We start from the raw sequence: 23,063 nt of genomic DNA, 5'->3' as shown, positions 1-23,063 counted from the left end.
ATTTATAGGTGTCCTAATCTGTCATGTATATCCTGTGCGCACGCCGCCAGAGGCGGCGTCACCGCTGCTTCGCAGCGGTCACAGGATGAAGCGCGAAGGCAGGGCTTATGTACTTGGGCTCGTTTCACGCGCGAAACATCTGAAATGCCACATCCCAGATTCTTCGCGCGCGAAGCGTGTTGCACGCCATCGGTCTGGCCGCCGCGCTTCATCCTGCGCCCGCGCCTGCGGCGCGGAGCGGGGGCGTAAGCCCCGCTGCGCAGGACATGAATGACAGTGGATTAGGAACATGCTCAACGCAAACCAGTATAAGGGGCGCATCAACAAGCGGCTGTATGTGCGCCTGGCGGAGCTGGAGTCGCGGGCGTAGCACTGGCGATGTTTCATAGAATGCAGAAGCACCGCGAGCAAATGGCCCCGGTGCTTTTTTGTTGCGCTTGCCGGTATCCGGCGCCTAATCGATTACAATCTTGTCGATTCCTTCCGGCGCGGGCGGATAATGCATGTCGAGTTTCTTCAGCGCATCCACGATAGTTTGTGCGACAACCAGGTCGCGGTACCAGCCGCGGTTGGACGGCACGATGTGCCAGGGCGCCCACGGCGTGCTCGTGCGCGTCAGCATGTCCTCGTATGCCTTCATGTACTGCGGCCACAGGTTGCGTTCGGCCAGGTCGTCCGCGTTGAACTTCCAGTGTTTTTCCGGGTTGTCCAGCCGTTCCTGCAGGCGCCGCTTCTGCTCGTCCTTGTCGATGTTCAGGTAGAACTTGAGAATCGTCACGCCCTCGTCGGTCAGCATGCGCTCAAAGTCGTTGATGTGGGCGTAGCGCTTCTTCCAGACAGCGGGCGGCACGAAATCGTGCACACGCACGATCAGCACGTCCTCGTAGTGGCTGCGGTTGAAGATCACAATCTCGCCCTTGCCGGGGATCTGCGGGTGGACGCGCCACAGGTAGTCGTGGTCGCGCTCGGCCGGTGTCGGCGACTTGAACGACGCGACCTTGACACCCTGCGGGTTCACGCCCTGGAACACGGCCCGGATGGTGCCGTCTTTGCCGCCGGTGTCCATCGCCTGGATGACGATCAGCAGGCGATGCCGGTGCTCTGCATAGAGCAGGTTCTGGAGCTCTTCCAGCTTCAGGCGCAACTTCTCGCGCACCTTCAGCGAGTCTTCCTTGTTGCCATTGAAGCCGGAGCGGTCGTCCGGCTTCCAGTCGCGCAGGCGAACTCGGTCGCCCGGCTTGACGCGGTAGAGTTTCATGCGATGCCTTCCCCGTTTGTGGATGTGTGCTTGCGCAGTGTGATTACAGGCGCCCAATGGCTGTGCGCGGCGTCTACGTGGCTGGTCGTTCCGGGTTTTCTCGGTCGAGCGCCCATTGAGCAGGGTTGTCAGCTACATACCGCCGTATAGCGTTCAACTCCTTGTCGTTGCGGATGATATGCTCATAGTAGTTGCGTTGCCATACCGGAGCGCCGGGCGTGTTTCGCTGCCCGTTGATCTGTTTCGCAGAGACGGTCTTGAACGCCCCGACCAGTTGTCCAAGCGGTTTGCGTATGACTGGCGAACTTGCGGTAGGGGCGGCTCGCGAGCCGCCCGGCATTACGTCATCGAGAACGATGATGGCATGGAGGTGGTTTGGCATGATGATCCACTCATCCAACATCACGTACGGATACTGTGTTGCCAGCCATGCCCAGCTATCGGCTGCGACTGTGCCGGCGGCATTGGGGCGCATCACGCCGTCCACGATCGCGCCAAACAGGCTTGCACGGTTGTGCGTGCATATCGTGACAAAATACCCGCCGGCCTGCGTATAATCGTATCCCTGCGCCCGAATCGATCGACGATGTTTGTGGTTGGGAGCGTATGGCATGGACGGTTTTCCGGGGCGGCTCACGAGCCGCCCCTACGACAATGACCGGGCGCGCCCCATCACCAATCGCCGCTGTACGAAGCTCCTACTGCGTCAGTTCCTCCAGCCGCGCGACGTAGCGCTCCATCGTCGCGAACGCCTGCTCGACCGGTTCCGGCGACGACAGGTCAACGCCGGCGAGCTTGAGCGCGTCCAGCGGGTACAGCGCGCCGCCGGCCTTCAGGAACGCCAGATAGGCGTCGGCGGCGGGCTGGCCGCCGGACAGCACGCGCGCCGCCAGCGCATGCGCGCCGGCGATGCCGGTCGCGTATTGGTACACGTAGAAGTTGCTGTACAGGTGCGTGTGGAACTCCGCCCATGTGATGCCGCTGCGCTCGCGGTCCGACACGACCTCGTCGCCGTACACCTCGCCCAGCAGGTCGGCCATCAGGCCGATCATGCTGTCGGCGGTCAACGCTTCGCCGCGCTCGGCCTTCTCGTGTACGGCCAGTTCGAAGCGCGCCAGCGAAGGCATGATGAAGAAGTAGCGGTAGAAGTTCGCCATCGCTTCTTCGATCACGGCGATCTGGAACGCCGGGTCGCCGCCGCTGTTAAGCAGGTGAGCGCGCACCATCGCCTGGTTGAAGTTCGACGCAACCTCGGCGACGAACAGCCCGTAGCGCGAGTAGACGAACGGCTGGGTCTTTCGCGTATAGTACGAGTGCATCGAATGGCCGAGCTCGTGCGCCAGCGTGCTCATGCTGAAGATGTCGTCGTTGAACGACATGAAGATGTACGGGTGTGTGCCATACGAGCCGGTCGAGAACGCGCCCATGCGCTTGCCCTTGTTGGGGTAGATGTCCACCCAGCGCTGTTCGAGCACGCCGTCACGCATGACGCTGACGTACTCCGAACCGAGCGGGCGCATGCCCTGCGCGATCATCTCGACCGCCTGCCCGAACGACAGGTGCGTCTGCGATCGGGCCAACTGGGCGCGCGTGTCGTACAAGTGCAGCTTCTCCAACCCCAGCGCCTTGCGGCGCGCGCGCCAGTAGCGGTGCCAGACCGGCAGGTGCTTGCGGAACACCGCGATCAAGTTGTGGAAGACCTCGGTCGGGATGAAGTTCGGCCCGAGCGCGGCGTCCAGCGACGAGCCGTACTCCCGCGCGCGCATTACGAATACGTCGCGCTTGACGCCTGCGGCGATGCAACTGGCCATCGTGCTCTTGAGCGCCAAATGCGCGTCGGCGTAGTGCTCGAAGGCGGTGCGGCGCACCTCGCGGTCGGTATGCGCCAGCAGGTAGTTGATGGTGCCCTGCGCGACCTCGTAGCCCTCGCCGCCCGATCCGCGCGCCGGCTCGAAGCGCAATTCGGCATTGGCCAGGATGCCGTGTGTCGCCGTCATCGCGCCGAACGGGTCCATGCTCTGGCTCAGCAGCTCCTCAACCTCGGCGCTGCGGACGTGCACGGCGCGGCGTGACAGCCGGTCGAAGTATTGCGCGTAGATTGCGAGGCGCGGTTCGGACTGCCGCCACTGGCCGAGCTTCTCGAAGCCGATCTGCAGGAGCTCCGGTTCGGCAAACGCCATGGCGGCGCCGGCGCGAGCCATCATGCCGCGCGCGCGGTCGAGTCGCGCCGCGGCGGTCTGGTCGTTGGCGTCCACGGCCTGGTTCATGCTGGCATAGGTGAACAGCTTGCCCAGCCGGATCTGCACCGCCTCGCTGGCGTCGAACCAGTCGGCCAGCATGGCTGCGCTGTCGCCCAGGCGGCCGCGAAAACGCGCCAGCGCGGGCAGGTCGGCGGCCACGCTCTCCAGTTCGGCGTCCCACGCGGCCGGCGTGGCAAACATGCTCTCGACGTCCCACGTGTGCTCAACCGGCACGTCGCGCCGGGCGGGAATGGTCTGTGTGGTCATGTGGATCTCCGCTCAGGCCGCCGGTTGTTCGCCCGCGCCGTCCAGCCGCCGCAGTGCTTCGCGGTACACGTCGGCGGGAAGGGGTCCCAGGTCGGCAAACTTGCGGTTCTCCGCGAGGTGCTCCGGAAACAGCGTGCCGACGATCGTCGTGTGCATGTGCGGGTGCGAGAGCGTCATGCGCAGCATGAAAGCCGTGCGGCTCTCGCCGGGGCCGCGCAACTCGTCGAGCTTCGCCTTCTCCCATGTCGCCCAGCGGTCCTGAGCGCCCAGCCCGGCGTCGTCGGGCGCGCCGCGTGCAACGCCACCGCGGATGATGGTGCCCGCGCCCGCCTGCGCCGCCGCCGTGATATTGTTCTCCTCGGCGCGCTGCAGCGCGGAGTAGGGGATCTGGAACGTGTCGAACACGCCCCAGCCGGCGAACGTGCTCAGGTGCGGCAGCACGGCCGATGCGCCGATCCAGCGCACCTTGCCCGACGCTTTGGCGTCCTGCATGACGCGCACGATGTCGCCCTGCTCCACGTCGGCGACGGTCGCGTTGTGCAACTGCCAGACGTCGATGTACTCCGTCTTCATGCGCCGCAGGCTCGTCTCCAGGTTGCGCATCAGGTTCTCGCGCGTCCAGACGTGCAGCGTGTTGTCGTGGTCGCCGGCGTCCTCGAGGAAGCATCCGCACTTCGTGGCCAGGTAGTATTCCTGGCGGCGGCCGCTGATGTACTTGCCGATGTACTCCTCGCTCAGGCCGTAGTCGTGCGACGAGTCGATGAAGTTGATGCCGCTGTCGAGCACGGCGTTCAGGATGCGATTGGCCTGCTCATCGGTGACGGGGCGCCCGCGCCAGATGCGCGGCCCGCGAATCTCCATTGCTCCGAAGCCGAGCTGCGTGACCTGCAGGCCGGTGCGGCCGAGTGTGCGTTTCTGCATAGTGCGTGTTCCTCCAGGCGAAGTTCAGTGCATCGGCGCGCGGCGCTCAGGCCGGCGGATGCGTTTTCGGCGAAGCAGTCTAGTGGCGGCGCGAGCGCCGGCCGCCCGAGAGCAGCGACTGCCCGACGCGGCGATACCGGTAGTCGCGCCGGGTGTACTTGGTGACGTCATACATGGCGTGGCGGACGAAGCGCGCGATGTCGCGCAGCACAATGGCCATCACGGCGGCGCCGATGCCAACCAGCAACGCGGTCGCCCCTTCGAGCAACGCGAACGCTGCGACCAGGCTGAGCACGCAGATCAGGATATTGATCAGTCCCTGGTTCACGCGCCGGGGATTGACCGGCATGCCGAATGTGAGCACGGCGGCGAGCGCCGCCGCACCCCAGCCGACGAGCGGATTGTCGAGGGTCATGGTGTCTGTTCGTCTCCCGGTATCACAGGCGGGCCACAGCGCGCGCCAGCCCGGCGCGGAATGCCGGCGTCACGAGCCGCGCGTACGGGCGCGCCGCCGATTTCTGCAATGATGCCAACTGCCGCTGGGCGGCGTGCAGGTAGGCCGTGGCCGCATTGAGCGTGCGCGCGTCGGGCGACGAGCCGTCCTGCGTGTGCTCGGAGATGAACGCGGCGATCTGCCGGGCACGCACATCGGCGTCGTGCATCTGGCCGAGGTGATCCTGTGCGGCGGTCGTGGTGCGGATCAGGCGCGCGGCCGGTTTGCCGAGCAGCGGCGCGAAGAACTCCAGCGCGTAGCGCAGGCGTTTGCACTCGATGCGCAGCGCGTGCAGCGTTTCGATCGGCGCGGCGGCGATGCCAGTCTCGTAGCGCCGCACCGCGTCATAGTGCTGCCAGATCAGCGCCGGAACCACATCGCACACGCGAGGCGCGGGGTGGTCGCCGGCCTGCGCGAGAAAAGCCTCGAAGGTACGCTCCCACTTCACGTAGCGATCTTCGTTGAGGAAGGCGATCGCGCTCTGGTGCGCCTCGGCGCGCTGCCGCTGCCAATCATCGGTCAGCGCCCGAAACGCGCTGCGCCGGGGTTCGGACAGCCTGAGCGCATAGCGCTCCGCGTGTTCCAGCATAACGTCAAAGTCGCGCATCGCGCCGAGCGCGCGGGCCAGATCGCGCAGCGGCTTCAGCACGCCTTTGAGCGCGGCGGGCGGGTAATGCTCGCCCAGCAGGCGAAACACGGAGCGCATGCGCCGCGCGGCCACGCGCATATCGTGCACCGCATCGGCATCGTCGCCCGCGCGCACGCCGTCGTCGCAGGCGCGCAGGCGCGCGAACTGCGCCTCGAAGATGCGCGCGCCCGCGCGGGTGATCGTCTCGCTTGCGGTCAGGGCGTCCGCGACCGGCGGAACGGCGCTCAATTTCCCAACGGAGTTGGGAGGGGGTCGGGGGGAGGGCAGCGCCACTTTTTCGGCGGGCCAGCTTGCGTGACAAGCGCCTGAGGGCCAGCGCATCGCAAGCCGCATTGGAAAGTACCCGTACAAAGCCAAATTGAGAATTGCTGAATCGCCCGGTCACGCCTTGCGCCCAGGGGCGTATATATCTATAATCTGATCATGCTCAAACGCGCATTGTGGCGCTGTTTGGCCTTTGGCCTGTTCATCACCACCCTGGCAATGCCCGATGTCGCCTCGCCGGCGTTCGATCTGTCCGCCGGTTTTCGCGGCGGCGGCTCCGAGACGCCGCTGGCGCAGGGTGGCTACATTACCTACACAGTAAAGCAAGGCGATACCCTCAGCGGTATCGCCGCGCGCTACGGCGTCAGCACCGCTACGCTGATCGCCTTGAACGGCCTGCGCAACGCCGATGCAATTCGTATCGGGCAGACGCTGCGCATACCGGCCGGCGGCTCCAATCCGCCCGCACCGGCTCCCGCCGTGGTGCCGGGCCGCGAAGGTCCCTCCAGCGCATTACTCCCCGACAGTGAAGCGGTTTACAGCCCCGCGTTCATCGACTTCGATATTGCCGCGTTTGCCCGGCGCTACGGCGGCTATCTGGCGACCTACAGCGAAAAGGTCGAGGGCGAGACGATGACGGGCGCGCAGATCGTGCAGATCGTTGCGGAGCGCTTCAGCGTCGGGCCGCGCGCCCTGTTGGTAGTGCTAGAAATGCACGGTGGCTGGGTGACCGGCAGCCCGTCCACCGCCCGCCAGCGCGACTACCCGATGGACGTCACCGATACGAAGCATAAGGGGCTGTATTACCAGATGTGGTATGCGGCCAACTATATGAACGCCGGCTACTATGGAAAGTTGCAGGGACGCCTGTCGGCGATGCAACTTGAAGATGGCGGCTACGTGCGCTTCGCCGCGGGCGTGAATCCCGGCACGGCGGCCGTGCAGAACATGCTGGCGCGCACCACCTCATACGGCGACTGGCTGTCGCAGCTCGACACATTCAGCGCGACGTACCAGCGTTTCTTCGGCGATCCGTTTGCGACCGCGATCACCCCGCTGGCGCCGGTCGACCTCAAGCAGCCGCTGCTGCGCATGCCGTTTGAGGACGGGCGGGTCTGGTATTACACCGGCGGAGCACACGGGGCGTGGGCCGACGGCAGTTCGTGGGGCGCGGTGGATTTCGCGCCAAGCGGCGGGCCGGGCGGCTGCGCCGTGTCGGCGGAATGGGAAGTCGCGGCGGCGGGCGGCCGCATCGCGCAGGTCGAGCATGGCCGCGTAATGCTAAACCTGGACGGCAGTGATTTTCAGGGCAAGGGCTGGACGCTGATGTATATGCACGTCGCCAGCCGCCAGCGTGCGCCGGTCGGGACCTATCTGTTCATGGGCGACCGCATCGGGCACCCGTCGTGCGAAGGCGGCTACTCGCAGGCGACGCACATGCACGTAGCGCGCATGTACAACGGCCAGTGGCTGCCGGTGGGCGGCAGCGTGCCGTTCAACCTGGGCGGCTGGCAGTTCAAGGGCGGCGCCAGCGAGTATGACGGCTCCATGACACGCGGCGACGTGACGCGCCCAGCGATCAATGGCCACGTCGATCGGCTGAATGCGCTGCGCGGGGAGCTGGGGCCGGAGATTCAGGCGCTGATCAATCAGAGCCCATAAGTAAATCCCAACTTCCAACTTCCAAATCCCAAATCCCAAATCCCAAACCCCAAACCCCAAACCCCAACGTCCAAAACCCAATTCCCAAGCTCCAATCCGGATGCTCGACACCCGAAACCTGATCCCCGATACCCGTAACCGAGATCAATGACAGAGGCACAAAGAGTACTGCTCTCTGTGCCTCTGTGACTCTGCGGTGGCGTTCGGGGCGCGCTACTTGATGAAGCGTGCGAGCCAGTCGATCACGCGGCGGCCGTAGTCCACCCGATGACTCGGCCGCCCGGTGATGATGAACAGGTGGCTGCCGCCAGGATAGCGCACGAACTGCGTCTCCACCTTGCCCGCTGCGATCAGGCCGACGTAGAACTCTTCGCCCTGGCTGACCGGGCAGCGGTCGTCGCCCTCGCCGTGCAGGATCAGGCACGGCGTCTGCACCTGGTCGACACAGGTGATCGGCGACTCCTTACGGAACAATTCGCGGTCGTTGAACAGGCGCGCGTTCATCTCCCAATCGGCGAACCACGGGCCGATATCCGATGTGCCATGGAACGACTCCAGGTTCACGACCGGCGCGCCGATGATTGCCGCCTTGAAGCGGTTGGTGTGCCCGACCGTCCACGAGGTCATGAAGCCGCCGTACGAGTAGCCCGTGACGGCCATCCGGTTGGCGTCGGCAATGCCGGCGGCCACCAGCGCGTCGGCGGCCGCCAGTTGCTCCGGCAGGTCGTACTCGCCCCAGCGCGCGCGGATGTTGTGCGCGAACGCCGTGCCGTACGAGCCGGAGCCGGTCGGGTTCAGCAGCAGCACGGCCCAGCCGCGTCCGGCCAGCGCGTAGCGGTAGAAGTAGCCCGACATGAAGTTGTTGCCGTGGAACGAGTGCGGCCCGCCGTGAATATCCACCAGCAGGGGAGCGGGTCCGTCGGCGTTCAGCGGATGCACCAGCCAGCCGTCCAGCGTGCCGCCGTTCGGGTTGGCGAAGACGCGGCGCTCGATGCGCGGTATGGCCAGCCCGGCCAGCACATCGGCGTTAATGCTCGTCAGACACTTTTCATTGCCGCCATTCCAGTCGCAGACATACACGTCAGCCGGGTTCACCGATGTCGTCGCGATGAACGCGATGCGGCCGGCCTTGTCGCTGCCGCTCGCGCTCAACAGCCAACGCTCGCCGCTCACGACGCGCGTGATGGCACTGTCGGCGACCGTGATCCGCAGCGCATGCACGTTGCCCGCGTCGGCGATCAGCGCGGTGACGTTCTTGCCGTCGGCGGACCAGATCGGGCCGGGGGTCGCCGCCGGGGGCGCCACCAGCATTGCGCCGCGGTCGAGCGCGGCGGTCAACATGCGCGGTGCGCCGTCCGCGACCGGAGCGATCCAGACATGCACGACCGGGTCGCCCAGGCCGTTCTCGCTCCGCGCGTTGCCGTAACACGCGATCAGCGCGCTATCGGGCGACCACGTCGGCGATGTCGCGCGGCCAACCGTCTCGGTCAGCCGGCGCGCGTTGCCGCCGTCGGCGTCCAGCAGCCAGATATCGGTCAGGTTGTAGGCGCCGGCGCTGTCACGCATACGCGCAAAAGCGATCTGCGTGCCGTCGGGCGACCAGGCGGGCGCGCGGTTGTCGCGCGCCGTGGCCGTCAGCGCCCTGGCCTCGCCGCCGGCCGCCGGCACGACGAACAACTGCGTCACGGCGTCATAGGTGTAGCCCTGGCCGTCGTCCTTGTAGTGCGCGTGATTGATCACTTTCGGGCGCTGCGCCCAGAGCGCCTTCGCTTTCTCGTCGGTGGGTGGCGTCTCCGTGTAGGCGCGGGCCGCGAACAGGATGCGCGAGCCATCGGGCGACCAGACGGCCGCGCCTGCGCCGCCGGGCAGGCTGGTCAGCTTGCGGGACTCACCGCCGTCGGCGGGCATGACGTACAACTGCGCCTTGTCGCCTTCGCGGTCGGACAGGAATGCCAGCCAGCGTCCATCCGGCGACCAGCGCGGCGCGCTGTCGCTCTTGCTGCCAGATGTGAACTGCGCGGGAGCGCCGCCCGCCGCCGGGACGATCCAGATGTTGGAGCGGTACCCGTCGGCCTCGGCGTCAATGCGCGTCAGCACATAGGCGATGCGCGCGCCGTCGGGCGAGAGCTGCACGTCGCCGGCGGTCTTGATACGATACAGATCATCAACGGCTATTGGTCTGGGAGTGCTCATCGGTCGCGGGTGCCTTTCGTGAAACTGGATTTGAGCGTCGGCGCGCCTAATCGCGCCGTACGATGACGAAGGTCATATCGTCGGCGGGCGGCGTGGCGCCCACGAACTGCTTCAGGGTGCTGCTCAGCTTTGCGTGCAGGTCGGCGGGTGTGCGGCGGCAGAAGTCACGCACGGTTTCCAGCAGGCGGTCGTGCCCGAAATCCTCGCCGCGCGCGTTGAGCGCGTCGGTCACGCCGTCGGTGTAAATCAGCAGGATGTCGCCGCTCTGCATGGTGGCGGATTCCTCGACGTACTCGGCATCGTCGATGACGCCGAGCGCGATGCCGTGCCGGGTCAGCTCCACCACGTCGCCGCTGGCGGCGCGGTACAGGATCGGCGCGGGGTGCCCGGCATTGGCGATGCGCAGGGCGCCGGAGGCCGGCTCGATCTGCGCGTAGCAGAGCGTGACGAACATGCCGTTGGCGGAATCGGCGGCGACCAGCCGGTTGGTGCGCGCCAACGCCAGCGCCGGCGAGGCCGAGCCGGCCGCGCTGGCGCGCATAGTCGAGCGCGTCAACGCCATGAACAGCGCGGCGGCCATGCCTTTGTCGGCCACGTCGCCGAGCACGACGCCTACGCGCGCCGGATCGTCCGAGACGAAGTCGTAGTAGTCGCCGCTCATTTCCAGCGCAGACTGCCACTGCGCGGCGAACGACCAGCCGGGCACGCGCGGCGTCTCGCGCGGGATCAGGTTGGCCTGCACCTCGTGCGCCACCTGCAATTCGCGCTCTAACCGGCCTTTCTCGACCGCGACCTCGTACAGGCGCGCGTTCTCGATGGCGATCGCCGCGCTCGACCCGATAGTCGACAGCAGGTCGAGATCGGCGTCGCTGAAGCCGCCCGGCTTGTTGAACACCTCGACCACGCCGGTGACGCGTCCGTTCATGATCAGCGGCGCGGCCATCAACTCGCGCGTGATGAAGCCGGTGCCGGCATCCACGTTGGAATAGAAGCGCGGGTCGTGCTGAACGTCGTTGATAACGACGCCGCGCGCGTTCTCCACGACCCAGCCGGCGAGCCCGTGCCCTTTGGGAATGCGGAACGGATTGAGCCGGTCGGACGCCTCGCCGACCGCGACTTTGAACACCAGTTCGTCGCCCTCAAGCATCAAGATCGAGCCGGCCTCGGTGCCCAGCACCTGCTGGATGCGCTCCAGTGACGCGATCAGCACGCGATTGAGGTTCAGCGTGGAGGTCAGATCGGCGTTGATGTCGTGAATCAGGCGGAGCGATTGCAGGCGCGTGTTGACGTCGCGGAACATGCGCGCGTTGTCGAGGGCGATGGCGGCCTGGTGCGCCAGCGCGCCGAGCAGGTCGAGGTCCTGCGGGCCGAACGCGCCGGACTTGAGGCGGTTGTCGACGTAGATGGCGCCGACCGTGCGTCCGCCGCTTTGCAGCGGCGCGCACAGCACCGACCGCAGGTGCAGCTTCGACGCGCTGTCGCTGGCTGCGGTCGCGCCGTCGCCCTGCGCGTCGGCGGTCAGTCGCGGCGCGCCCGTGTCCAGCACGCCGTTCAGAATCGTGCGCGAGACCTGGAACTCTGGCGACTCGATCGTGCGATGATCGAGCCCGCGCGCGGCATGGAAGGTCGCGCGGCCGGTATCGTCGCGCAGGATCAGGAACCCGCGCTCGGCGCGCGTGGCGGCGATGACCTCGTCCATGACGCGTTCCAGCACGGCGTCGGGATCGGGCGTCAGGCTGAGAATCTGCGAGACGCGATAGATCAGCGCGTAGGGGCTAGGCTCGCCAGCGGGGTTACTCATCGGTCTATCGTTCGGGTGAAATGGGTTCGGTGGGTGGACACAGCGGCGATTATAGCATGGGCGCGGGGAGTCTTGAAGTCAGAGGTGGACCGGTCGAGGGCGATTCACAAGTCGCTTGACAGCGCGTGGGCCGTGCCCTGAGCCTGTCGGAGGGCAGGAAATTGCGCGCGCTTCGACCCCGTCTGCGCGGGGCGGTGCGGCAAGCTCAGCGCCCGCTTCGTCGGCTTTTCATCATACACGACAACAATTGAACGGCCATGTGGTCAGGCTATCGGCGGCTGCGAGCCACTCGGTCGCGCCGCTACCGAAAAGGTCTATGGTCGCGATGCGTCGTCATGCATCGCGACGGAAAAGGGTACACTATGGTTGACCCGCACGTTGTGCCTGCAAATGCGGGCATCCAAAGGCGTTATACCTTTTCGGATTGATCGTGTCCCTTGCAGCCTGTCATGCTGAGCGCGCAGGCAAGGTCGCTGTCAGCCAACTCGCTGCGCGCGCGAAGCATCTTGATTTGCAGCATTTGAGGTGCTTCGCGCGCGAAGCCAATCATGGGCCCATCGTCTGACCTTCGCGCTCAGCATGACAGGCCAGTGGGACATTCTCAAGTCGAAACGGTATTGGATTCAGGCTCCTGCTTTTGCGGGAGCGACGATCTTTACGGTTGAGTGTTCGTGTGTGACGCGACGGACAGATAGTCACGAACCGTCGGTCCCTGAACTTCACAAGGCGCGATTGAACATATATTCGGCGCGCACCGTCTATAGAGCATGAAATGGCTGTGCAGTGCGTCTGTCCGCAGCATGTTCTCGCCGGGGTATAATCACTTCGCTATGAGCCGAACGCGCATTGGATGGTCGCATCGGCGTTTCCGCGCACTGGCGCTGCTTGGGTTGATCACGCTGGCATTCGCCGTGTGGGCGTATGCGGCGCTGGCCGCGGATTTGCCGTCGCCGGAGGCGCTGATCGTGCGCGCCGCGCCGGACACGACCAAGATATACGATCGCCAGGGCCGCCTGCTGTACGAGGTGCTCGACCCGCGCGCGGGCCGCCGCACGCGTCTGCGGCTGGCCGATATGCCGCTGCAGTTCCGGCAGGCCGTGATGGCCGTCGAGGACGCCAACTACTATTCGCATCCGGGCATCGACGCGGCCGGTGTGGTGCGCGCGATCGTGCAGGCGATCCAGGCCGAGCAGATCGTCTCCGGCGGCAGTACGATCACGCAGCAACTGTCGCGCATGCTGGCGTTCACGCCGGCCGAGCGCGAATCGCGCACCGTGACGCGCAAGCTGCGCGAGATGATCCTCGCCGTGCGGTTGACGCAGGCGTACTCGAAGGACACCGTGCTCGAAATGTACCTCAACGAGGTGTATTTCGGGCAACTGGCGTACGGCGCGGAGGCGGCGGCGCGAACGTACTTCGGCAAAGGTGTTCACGAGCTCGACCTGGCCGAGTCGGCCATGCTGGCCGGGCTGATCCAGTCGCCGTCGGCGACCAACCCGCTGGTGAACCCGGCGGCGGCCCGCGAGCGGCAGCGCGTGGTGCTCGGGTTGATGGTCAAGAGCAGCGTGATCAGCGACCAGCAGGCGGCAGATGCGCAGGCCGAGCCGCCGCACTATGCGACGGTCGGGCAGGCCGACGGCGCGGCGATCTTGCGCGCGCCGCACTTCGTCGCCTATGTGCGCAACCTGTTGGAGGCGCAGTACGGCGCGGAGCGTGTCAACGGTGGCGGCCTGCGCGTCACGACAACGCTCGACCTCGACCTGCAGGAGCGCGCCGAGGCCGCGGTGCGCGCGCGGCTGGACGACCTGAAGCGGCGCACGCGCGAAAACGGCGAGCCGAATTATCGTGTCGGCAACGCCGCGCTGGTCGCGCTCGATCCGCGCACCGGTGAGATCCGCGCGCTGGTCGGCAGCGCCGACTACTACGATGCCTCGATCGATGGCGCAGTGGATGTTGCGCTGTCCAACCGCCAGCCCGGCTCGGCGATCAAGCCGATCATCTACGCGACGGCGTTTATGCGCGACTACACGCCCGCGACGGTGCTCTCCGATGTGCCGACGGCGTTCACGACGCGGGAGGGAGACCCGTACCAGCCGCAGAACTATGACACGACCTGGCATGGGCCGATCTCCCTGCGCGCGGCGCTGGCGACCTCCTCGAACATGGTTGCCGTCAAGGTGCTCGACCACGTCGGCATCGATGCCACGCTGGAGACGGCGAAGGCGCTCGGCATCACGACGTACGACAACAGCACGCGCTTTGGGCTGTCGCTGGCGCTCGGCGGCGGCGAAGTGAGCCTGTTGGAGTTGACCGGCGCATACGCCGCGTTCGCGAATGCTGGCCGGCGTGTCACGCCGGTGGCGATCCGCTCGGTGACGGCCGCGGGTGAAGCCGGAACGACCGGGCCGGATCGGAACGGCATCGGCGCGCAAGCTATCAGCCCGCAGGTCGCGTACTTAATCACGAGCATTCTGTCCGACGACGCGGCGCGCATACCGGCGTTCGGTGAAGACAGTGTGCTGCATCTCAGCCGGCCCGCCGCCGCCAAGACCGGCACCACCTCCGACTTCCGCGACAACTGGACGGTCGGCTACACACCCGATCTGGTGACCGGCGTCTGGGTCGGCAACGCCGACAACCGGCCAATGTACCAGGTCAGTGGCATTACGGGTGCGGGGCCGATCTGGCACGACTTCATGGAGATAGCGCTTGCCGGACTGCCAGCGCGCGAGTTCGAGCGGCCGCCGGCGGTTATCAGCGCCGAAATCTGCGACACCTCGGGTCTGCTGGCGACCGACCTGTGCCAACGACGGCACAGCGAGTGGTTTGTATCGGGCAGTGAGCCGTTGCGCGCCGACGACTCCTACGTGCGCGCCGACGTGGACTCCGTGAGCGGCATGCTCTGGAGCGCGGGCTGCCGGGGCGAGCGCGTGTCGCGCGTGTTTCGCGTACTGCCGCCCGAGGCGCGCGATTGGGGCCGCGAGCAGGGCATCGCGCAGTTGCCGGGGGCGACCTGCGATGCGCCGCTGGCAGGCGGTGCGCCCGCCGATGCGGACGCGTTGGTGATGGTTAGTCCGGCGCCTCACGCGACCTTTGCGCTGACCTCGCAACTGCCGCCGGCGGCCCAGCAGATCGAGATCGCGGCGCGCAGCGGAGGCGCATCGCTGCGCGCGGTGACGCTGCTGGTCGACGGGCAGGCGGTCGGGCAGTTCGCCGCGCCGCCGTACCGCGTACTCTGGCAACTTGCCGCCGGCGAGCACACGGCGCAGGCGATCGGCACCGACGTGGCCGGCAACGCCGTGGCGAGCGCGGTGCTGACGTTCAGCGTGCGCGGCGTCGCCGAGTCGCGGTAGGCGAGGGATCATGCTTGACGTTGACGCATACCTGACACGGATCGGCTACCGCGGTCAGGTCGCGGCCGATCTGACAACGCTGAATGGCATCCATCGCGCGCACATGCGGGTGGTGCCGTTCGAGAACCTCGACATCATGGCCGGGCGTCCGATTGTGCTGGACGAGGCGCGGCTGTTCGATAAGCTTGTGCGCCGGCGGCGCGGCGGCTTCTGCTACGAGCAGAACGGCCTGTTCGCGGCGATGCTGCGCGCCATCGGGTTCGAGGTGTCGCTGTTGAGCGCGCGTGTGGCGACGGCGGAGGGCGGCTGGGGTATTCCGTTTGACCACCTGACGCTGGCAGTGCATCTTGACGAGTTGTGGCTGGCCGATGTCGGCTTCGGTGATTCGTTCCAGGAACCGCTGCGGCTCGTTGAGCATGGCGACCAGATTCGCGGTGGTGTGACCTACCGGGTGACGCTGGGTGGCGATGAGCGCGTGCTATGGCAGGCTGGGCATACGCAGTACACATTTGCGCTGGCGCCGCGCGCCAGCCTCGCCGATTTCGAGAGCGGCAGCCATTATCATCAGACGTCGCCGCTGTCGTCGTTCACACGCAGCCTCGTTTGCTCGCTGGCCGCGCCCGATGGACGGGTGACACTCAGTGGCCGGCGGCTGATCGTGACCGCCGGCGGGCAGCGTACGGAGAGGGAACTGTCGTCGGAGACGGAGGTGTCCGACGTGCTGTGGACACAGTTTGGGATTGCGGGATGAAATCGACTTTGCGCGTGCCTCGGATATCATGGAACCGCCTGTGTGCGAGCGACGCACGCGCGGAAATGCTACATCATCACCCCAACATGAAGCTTCGGGCCACCGAGAGAATCTGACGTATACTGCGACTGTCGTATCGATTTCCGCCGACGCTCAGGTTACCATGTTCACGAGGAGGGGGCGATGCACATCCGACGACTACATTTGTGGACGACCGCGCCCGATTCGCTGCACTCGTTCTATGCCGGCACACTCGGTCTTCCAGCGGAGATGTCGGCGGACGGCCAACTGATCGTGCACGCTGGCGCGACGCGATTGGAGTTCGAGCGTGCGCAAAGCGACCCGAGCGCGAACTATCACTTCGCGTTTAACATTCCGCCGCACCGCTTCACCGAGGCGCAGGACTGGCTGCGAGCGCGTGTACCGCTCGTTGCCGATGCCGACGGTCGCGAAACGTTCCACTTTGAAAGCTGGAACGCGCACGCCACCTATTTCAGCGACCCGGCCCGGAACAGCCTGGAGTTGATCGCGCGCCATGACCTGCCGTTCGATGCGCCGGGGCCGTTCGGGCCGGGGCACCTCGCCTGCATCAGCGAGATCGGCATGGCGTTCGCGGACGTGCATGAAGCCATCGTTGCGATCGAGCGGCAGACCGGCGCGAGGCCGTACCGCGAGGCGAGCGATACGTTTGCGCCGATCGGCGACGAGTACGGGCTGTTCATCGTCGTGAAACGCGGGCGCGTCTGGTTCAACAGCCAGGATCGCCGGGCCGAACCGTACCCGCTGCGAGCCGAAGTCGAAGTGAACGGACAGCGCTACGCCGTCGAGGTCGCCGATGGGCGCTTCGAGGCGCGGGCCATGTAGCTGTGCATGGCAGGTGTCGGCATTGTTGAACGCGGATTTCCAATTCAGGGAGGAGGAGCGATGAGCAAGTTCACGGGGGTGCTGGCCTGGCACCCGGAAGTCTCGATGAGCGAGGAAGAAACCAACGATTTCCTGTCGGGTCGCTGGGTCGCGCGCATGGCGACCATCGGGCGCGACGGCTATCCGGCGGTGACGCCGCTCTGGTACCTGTGGGACGGCAAGTGCCTCTATTTCAATATTGCGAAGTCGCGCCAGTCGCTGAAGAACCTGGCGCGCAACCCGAAGGCGTCCGTCGTGATCGACATGGACGAGCGGCCGCTGATGGGCATGCGCACCAACTTCGCGAAGGCGGTGCTGGTCGTGGGTGACGCTGAGTTGACCGAGGCCGGCTCGGGGCAGAAAGTGCGCATCGAGGCCGGACCGTACGCGGGCGAATATCTGCCCGAGCAAGCGATCGGGTTCATCACAAACCGCTACGGCCTGACTGAGCGCGACGGCGCGATCGGGCTGACGCGCGAAGGGTTCCGCGGCCTGTACGCGCAGGAGGGCATCGAGGAGAGCCAGCTCTACAAGGACAACATCGGCCGCGTGTTCGTCAAGATCGTGCCGCGCCGCATGCGCACCTGGGACTTCTCCAAGGCGCCGATCGGCCACAGCGCGGAGAGCTAGGCCGCGCCGGTGATCGAACCATCGTTGGGAAACTCGTTTGCCGCCTTGGCGGGCAAGACTTCCCTGCAGGGTGACGGCTACCCCGCGCGGCTTTGACCAGCGATCCACGCGCCACGCGCTTGCCGGTCATACGGGAGTGGTGTATCATTTTGGTAAGGCTAGGTGATGGCCTGGAAGCGAGGGTTCTGTGAATGCAGGCACGTTGACTCTTCGGGAGTTCACAATGCGTGAACCGTTGCCGCTGTCGAGCATTCAGGATGCGGTGCTGGATTTTCTGCGCGGGCGCGACGACGCCGTGGTGTTTGGCGCACAGGCGGTAAACGCGTACGTGGAAGAGCCGCGCATGTCGCAAGACATCGACCTGATGTCCACACGTGCCGCCGGGCTTGCCGACGACTTGCGAAATTATCTGGCCGAGCGCTTTCATGTCGCCATGCGCGTGCGCGAGATCGGCGACGGACGCGGCTATCGGGTTTTTCAGGTACGCAAAGAAGGCAACCGCCACTTGGTAGATGTGCGGTCCGTGGGCCAACTGCCGCGCACTGAGCGCATGGCCGACGTGCTGGTCATCGCCCCGGCGGACTTAGTGGCGACCAAAGTCATGGCGTATCACCATCGCCGCGGTCAGCCGAAGTCGGGCACCGACTGGCGCGATATGGCTCTGCTCCTGTTGCGCTTCCCAGAATTGAAAAGCAACCCGGAACAGGTGGCGGAGCGTCTCGGCGTGCTTGGAGCCTCTCCCGAAGTCATTGAAACGTGGAGACAATTGGCAAGTCAGGAGGTTGTTGCCCCACGGGATGATGACGAATTTTGAGACAACGCAGCGTCTCGCACACAAGTACACAGGCTCGGCGGACTACCCGCCGAGCCTGTCTTTTTGCGCTGAGTAACGCGTGGCGCGACTAGGCCGCCGCCGCGACCCCGGCGTCCTTGCACGCCTTGTTGAAGGCGGCCACCTCGCCGGCGATGACTTCCTGCAGTTTCTTCAACTGCGCGTCGATCTTCGCCGCGTGGTCCTCGTATAGCTCGAACAACTGCTTCGGCGGCGCGCCGTCATGGCTTTCGACAAACGAGTTGATGATCGCCACCTTGGCGTTCAGCTTGGTTGGGAACTGACGCGGGTCTTCCGCCTTGACCTGCACCAGTTCGCTCTCGACCGCCGTCAGCGCGTCGCGCGCCTTCTGCGCTGCGTCTTTCACGGCCCCGGCGCTGGCGTGCTTGGCGACGCCGTCCACCTGGTCGCGCAGATCGCGCAGGCGGATGATCGCTTCGTGCGTCTCATTGACCTTGCGGTTGACCTTCACCGCGAGGCCAAACTGCGCGTCGAAGTCGGCCTGGGTCGCCTGCACGCGCGGATCCTTGACGATCTCGAACGACTGCGTGTATGTCTGCCCGCCGGCGACGAGCTGCGCCTGGTATGCGCCGGGCGGGACCATCGGCCCGGCGACGAGTTGGTCGGTGCCGCCACGGCCCTTGCTATCCAGCAGCTTGCGGGCATCCGGGTAGCGCATGTTCCAGACGAAGCGGTTGGCGCCTGCATCCTTCGTGATGCGCGGGTCGCTGTCGCCGGCCTTCTTCTGCTCTTCGGTCGCTTCCTTGCTCGTGAACTCGCGGATCAGGTTGCCTTGCGCGTCGAGGATGCGCAGGCCGATGTCGCCCTCCGGCTTCTCTTGCAGCGCGTACTGCACAATCACACCTTCCGGCGGGTTCTCGCCTGCGTCGATCGGCTTCTCGATCTTGTCGCCGCCGGGCGTCTTCTCCACGACCTTGAACGCGTATACCAGCGGGCCGGCCATGCGATACGTCATCGCCGGGCCTGGTTTGCTGCCGTAGCCTTTGTACTGGCGGAAGCGCACGGTTGTGCGCGGCTTAAAGAGGTATGCGCCCTGCGTTGCGGCGGCCATCTGGTGCAGCGGCGTCACGTCGTCGAGAATCCAGAGCGAGCGGCCGTGCGTCGCGGCGATCAGGTCGGTGCCGTGGAACCAGAGGTCGTGGATCGGCGCGACCGGCAGGTTCGTCTCGAACTTCTGCCAGTTGGCGCCGTCGTCTAAGGAGACGTAGACGCTCGTCTCGCTGCCGGCGACCAGCAGTCCGCGGCAGGTCGGGTCGGCGCGGATTGTACGCGTAAACTCATCGGCTGGGATGCCGTCGGTGATCGGCGTCCAGTTTGCGCCGTAGTCGGTTGTCTTGAACAGGTAGGGCTTCAGATCGTCCGACTTGTAACGCGTCGCCGCCATATAGCACGTGCCCGCGTCGTGCGGCGACGGCTCCAGAATGCTGATCAGCGCCCACTCGGGCAGGCCCTTCGGCGTAATGTTCCGCCACGACTTCATGCCGTCGCGGGTGATGTAGACCAGGCCGTCGTCGGTGCCGGCCCAGACGACGCCGGCTTCTTTGTGCGACTCGGCCAGCGCGAAGATGATGCAATACGTCTCGGCGCCGGTGTTGTCGTTGGTGATCGGGCCGCCCGACGGCTGGAGCCGGCTCGGATCGTTGCGCGACAAATCGGGGCTCATGACCGTCCACGACTGGCCATCGTCGGTCGACTTGAAGATGTGATTGCCCGCAATGTACAGCGCGTCCTTTTCCCAACGCGAGTAGTAGACCGGAAACGTCCACTGGAAGCGGTACTTGTGCGCGATGGCGCCGTAGCCCATGCCGTGGTTCTCCGGCCAGACGCTGATGACCTTCTCCTGATCGAGCGCGCGATCCCAATGGATCAAGCGCCCGGCGCCCGCGCCGCTGCCGATGCCGCCGCCGATGATGATGTTCGGATTGGACGGCTTGATCGCAATGTAGCCGCTCTCGCCGCCGCCGCACTCTTCCCAGTGCAGCGTCGTCAGCACGCCGCGCCCGGATGCGCTCGGCAGGCTGATCGCCGTGTTGTCCTGCTGCGAGGCGTACAGGCGATACGGGTACGCATTGTCGGTGATGACGTGGTACAACTGCGCGGTCGGCTGGTTGTAAATTGACGACCACGAGTCGCCGCCGTTGAACGAAATGCACGCGCCACCGTCGTTGCCCTGCGCCATGCGGCGCGGGTTGTGCGGGTCGATCCACAGGTCGTGGTTGTCGCCGTGCGGGGTCGGGATTTCGGAGAACGTCGCGCCGCCGTCGATCGTCTTCCACATCGAGTAGTCGAGGACGTAGCAGACGTCGGCATCCTGCGGGTCGGCGTAGATGTGCATGTAGTACCAGGGCCGGCCGCGCAGGCCGGGCTCCTCGCTCATGCGCTTCCACGTCGCGCCGCCGTCGTCGGAGCGGAACAGGGCGCCGTCTTCGGCTTCGATGATGGCGTAGACGCGGCCGCTCTGCGCGCCCGACGCCACGATGCCCATCTTGCCGAGCACGCCCTTCGGCAGGCCGGGGTTGCGCGTGATCTCCGTCCAGGTGTCGCCGCCGTCGGACGATTTGTAGAGCGACGAGTCGGGGCCGCCGCTGTTGAGCTTGTACGGGTAGCGCTGCGCTTCCCAGACCGCCGCATACAGCATGCGCGGGTTGTTCGGGTCCAGGGAGAGGTCGATGGCGCCGGCCTTCTCGCTGCGGAACAGTACCTGCTCCCACGTCCGGCCGCTGTCCTTCGAGCGGTAGACGCCGCGCTCCTTGTTCGGGCCCCAGGTGTGTCCCAGCGCGGCCACGTACACCAGATCGGGGTTCGTCGGGTGAATCTGGACGCTGGCGATGTGGCGCGTGTCCTTGAGGCCGACATTGGTCCACGTCTTGCCGGCGTCGGTCGACTTGTACACGCCGTCGCCGTGCGACACGTTGCCGCGAATCGCCGTTTCGCCCGTGCCGACGTAGATCACGTTCGGGTCGGACGCGGAGACCGCGATGGCACCGATCGCAGAGGTCTTGAAGAAGCCGTCCGAGATGTTCTCCCAGTACTGGCCGCCGTCATACGTTTTCCAGACGCCGCCGGCGCAGCCTCCAAAATAGAACGTCATCGGGTCTTTGGGGTCGCCGTGCACGGCGACCACGCGGCCGCCGCGATGCGGGCCGACGAGTCGCCACTGCAGGCCTTTGAACAGCTTGGGATCTACTGTCATCGTGGGTATGCTCCTCCTATGGATTTTGCCCGCGCTGCACTCTGGCGCCGCGGGATGATGGTTAGTAACGACGATTAGACTTGGGTCACGCGAGGAGAATCATGAGCGCGCCAACGGTCCCCGCCGCCAGCGCTACCGCGCCCATGGCGGCGAAGGGCAGGCGGACACTGCCTTCAAGCGCCTGCGCCAACCCCAGCAGAAACAACGACACGGCCAGAACGGTCAGCCAGAAGGTGTAGCCGTCGGCCCGCAGACTGGCCAGCGCATACCGGCGATTGGCCACTTCGAGCCGGTCGACCAGCTTCGTGCGCGTAAACTGCAGTTCGTTAACGTATTGTTGGATTTCCGGCAGCCTATCGGCCGCCGTGGGATTGTACTTGGCGTCCCGGAACATGGACGAGAACGGCTTTTCGCGCTGGACGCGCGCCAGCAGGACCTCGGAGCGTGCCCGCGCTGCTGCGGCTTCAGCGTTGTTCCCGCGCGTGTCGAGGTCGAGCGCGGTCAGGCGGAGCACCTGCGCTTCCTGCAGGTCTTTGAAGCCCTGCGCGACCACGGTCATCTCAAAATTGGCTTGCAGGCCGAGCTTTTCAAACTCGTCCGTGACCTCCAGCGTCAGCATCTGCGCATTGCGGCCGGCGATAGAGGCCGTGACATTGGCGCCGTTCTGCAGAGCGGCCACGATGGCTATGATGACGGCCGCCAGCAGAGCCATGAACGTGATGACCCGTTTCGTGCGGTCAGTGCGCGGTGTGCTGTTGCTCATGGCCGGCTTGCCACTACCCGCAATAGCGTGCTGGCCACCACGGTGCCGAGCAGGCCGGAACCGAAGAAGAGCACCGCCAGCACCAGCCCGGCGATGCGCCGCCGCCGCCCGTCCGTCAACTGAGACAGCGCCAGGCAGAAGAGGCTGATCGCCATCAGTACCGCCGACCACACCAGTCCGCGTTGCTGCGCATACAGGCTGTCGGCGCGCGCAAATGCTTCCTGCGGTTTCAGTTGCGCGATTCTCGGCGTTTCTGCGCGCAGCTCGGCGAGGCGCTTTTCGTAGTCCGGGGCGCCGTCGGCTTTCTGGTACTTGGCGCCCGTCAGCGGCGTCAACTGTGCTAACTGCGGGAGGACAAACTGCCGCAGCTGCACGGCCTGTGCCCGCAGGGCCGGATCGCGACTGTCGTCCATCGCCTGGAGCTCGGCAGCGTAGCCGGCGTGCGCAAACGCAAACTCGGCTTCCTGGAAGAGCAGACGGCGCGCCTCGCTCGCATAGGCCTGCAACTTCGTGGCGTCCACCAGACCGGTGCGGCCTTCATCGCTGGCGGCAGAGCCGATGACGCTGGCGCGCCACGCGACCATTGCCGTCGCAATGGAGACGACGGCGACGGCAACTGCGAGTATTAGATCGGAACGTCTGGATCGAGGTTTTTCGCTGCGCATGGCGTGTCCAGGGGCGAATTGGTACGCGCATGATACCGTGAATCAAGGGGGAAAGTCAATTGTCAGCAATTCTCAATTTGGCTTTGGACGCGTACTGTCCAATGCCGGCTTGCTATGAACTTGGCCCTCTGGTGCTTGTCACGCACGCTGGCTCGACAAGTAAGCGGCGTTGCCCTCCCCCCGACCCCCTCCCAACTTTGTTGG

At 65.8% G+C, this 23,063-nt stretch carries 18 protein-coding genes; 6 read left to right on the top strand and 12 right to left on the bottom strand.

The genetic code is table 11. The annotated features are described in order from the left end of the window. Positions 1-454: 454 nt before the first annotated feature. From HZB53_04735 to HZB53_04710, 6 genes are all read right to left on the bottom strand, one after another. A complete protein-coding gene (locus HZB53_04735; GenBank protein ID MBI5876937.1) occupies positions 455-1,258 on the bottom strand; it encodes a polyphosphate kinase 2 family protein in 804 nt (267 codons plus the stop codon). A 73-nt stretch (positions 1,259-1,331) separates the two neighbouring features. Then, entirely contained in the window at positions 1,332-1,871 is a 540-nt protein-coding gene (locus HZB53_04730; GenBank protein MBI5876936.1) for a transposase, read from the bottom strand. Between the two features lie 85 nt (positions 1,872-1,956). Continuing rightward, positions 1,957-3,765 carry an oligoendopeptidase F gene (pepF, locus tag HZB53_04725; protein ID MBI5876935.1) on the bottom strand — a complete coding sequence of 603 codons (1,809 nt, stop codon included), beginning with the start codon at positions 3,763-3,765 and terminating at the stop codon, positions 1,957-1,959. A 12-nt stretch (positions 3,766-3,777) separates the two neighbouring features. Further along, the gene (locus HZB53_04720) at positions 3,778-4,686 is read right to left on the bottom strand and encodes an aldo/keto reductase (GenBank protein MBI5876934.1); all 909 of its coding nucleotides are present in this window, start codon (positions 4,684-4,686) and stop codon (positions 3,778-3,780) included. Positions 4,687-4,765: 79 nt separating this feature from the next. Then, entirely contained in the window at positions 4,766-5,101 is a 336-nt protein-coding gene (locus tag HZB53_04715; protein MBI5876933.1) for a hypothetical protein, read from the bottom strand. A gap of 22 nt (positions 5,102-5,123) precedes the next feature. Further along, positions 5,124-6,056 (bottom strand): CHAD domain-containing protein, encoded by a 933-nt coding sequence (locus HZB53_04710; protein ID MBI5876932.1) that lies wholly within the window; start codon positions 6,054-6,056, stop codon positions 5,124-5,126. Positions 6,057-6,251: 195 nt separating this feature from the next. Between HZB53_04710 and HZB53_04705 the strand changes: the two genes are divergently transcribed. Beyond that, positions 6,252-7,754 carry a LysM peptidoglycan-binding domain-containing protein gene (locus tag HZB53_04705; protein MBI5876931.1) on the top strand — a complete coding sequence of 501 codons (1,503 nt, stop codon included), beginning with the start codon at positions 6,252-6,254 and terminating at the stop codon, positions 7,752-7,754. A 213-nt stretch (positions 7,755-7,967) separates the two neighbouring features. On the opposite strand, the gene HZB53_04700 is transcribed toward HZB53_04705, so the two are convergent. From HZB53_04700 to HZB53_04690, 3 genes are all read right to left on the bottom strand, one after another. After that, on the bottom strand, positions 7,968-9,947 hold the full coding sequence (locus tag HZB53_04700) for a S9 family peptidase (protein ID MBI5876930.1): 1,980 nt from the start codon (positions 9,945-9,947) through the stop codon (positions 7,968-7,970). Positions 9,948-9,993: 46 nt separating this feature from the next. After that, positions 9,994-11,748, bottom strand: coding sequence for a SpoIIE family protein phosphatase (locus tag HZB53_04695; GenBank protein ID MBI5876929.1), 1,755 nt, complete (start codon positions 11,746-11,748; stop codon positions 9,994-9,996). Positions 11,749-12,157: 409 nt separating this feature from the next. Beyond that, positions 12,158-12,298, bottom strand: a complete 141-nt coding sequence (locus HZB53_04690; GenBank protein MBI5876928.1) for a hypothetical protein — start codon at positions 12,296-12,298, stop codon at positions 12,158-12,160. Positions 12,299-12,578: 280 nt separating this feature from the next. On the opposite strand from HZB53_04690, the gene HZB53_04685 reads away from it, so the two are divergent. The 5 genes from HZB53_04685 (at position 12,579) to HZB53_04665 (ending at position 18,199) form a co-directional block, all read left to right on the top strand. After that, entirely contained in the window at positions 12,579-15,101 is a 2,523-nt protein-coding gene (locus HZB53_04685) for a PBP1A family penicillin-binding protein (GenBank protein ID MBI5876927.1), read from the top strand. Positions 15,102-15,111: 10 nt separating this feature from the next. Further along, positions 15,112-15,852: an arylamine N-acetyltransferase gene (locus HZB53_04680; protein ID MBI5876926.1), complete on the top strand. Its 741-nt coding sequence runs from the start codon at positions 15,112-15,114 to the stop codon at positions 15,850-15,852. A 183-nt stretch (positions 15,853-16,035) separates the two neighbouring features. Then, the gene (locus tag HZB53_04675; protein ID MBI5876925.1) at positions 16,036-16,716 is read left to right on the top strand and encodes a glyoxalase/bleomycin resistance/dioxygenase family protein; all 681 of its coding nucleotides are present in this window, start codon (positions 16,036-16,038) and stop codon (positions 16,714-16,716) included. 60 nt (positions 16,717-16,776) lie between these two features. Next, positions 16,777-17,385: a pyridoxamine 5'-phosphate oxidase family protein gene (locus tag HZB53_04670; GenBank protein MBI5876924.1), complete on the top strand. Its 609-nt coding sequence runs from the start codon at positions 16,777-16,779 to the stop codon at positions 17,383-17,385. 223 nt (positions 17,386-17,608) lie between these two features. Beyond that, a complete protein-coding gene (locus tag HZB53_04665) occupies positions 17,609-18,199 on the top strand; it encodes a nucleotidyl transferase AbiEii/AbiGii toxin family protein (protein ID MBI5876923.1) in 591 nt (196 codons plus the stop codon). Positions 18,200-18,287: 88 nt separating this feature from the next. Here the strand turns inward: HZB53_04665 and HZB53_04660 are convergent, their stop codons facing one another. The 3 genes from HZB53_04660 to HZB53_04650 form a co-directional block, all read right to left on the bottom strand. Continuing rightward, on the bottom strand, positions 18,288-21,431 hold the full coding sequence (locus tag HZB53_04660) for a glycosyl hydrolase (GenBank protein MBI5876922.1): 3,144 nt from the start codon (positions 21,429-21,431) through the stop codon (positions 18,288-18,290). Positions 21,432-21,516: 85 nt separating this feature from the next. Continuing rightward, complete coding sequence (locus HZB53_04655) at positions 21,517-22,194, bottom strand: hypothetical protein (GenBank protein ID MBI5876921.1); 678 nt, start codon at positions 22,192-22,194, stop codon at positions 21,517-21,519. Continuing rightward, positions 22,191-22,859 (bottom strand): hypothetical protein, encoded by a 669-nt coding sequence (locus HZB53_04650; protein MBI5876920.1) that lies wholly within the window; start codon positions 22,857-22,859, stop codon positions 22,191-22,193. The genes HZB53_04655 and HZB53_04650 overlap by 4 nt, the downstream gene beginning before the upstream one ends. Positions 22,860-23,063: the final 204 nt, after the last annotated feature.

This window comes from Chloroflexota bacterium (assembly GCA_016235055.1).
Classification (GTDB): domain Bacteria; phylum Chloroflexota; class Anaerolineae; order JACRMK01; family JACRMK01; genus JACRMK01.
This window is presented reverse-complemented; position numbering and strand designations above follow the sequence as displayed.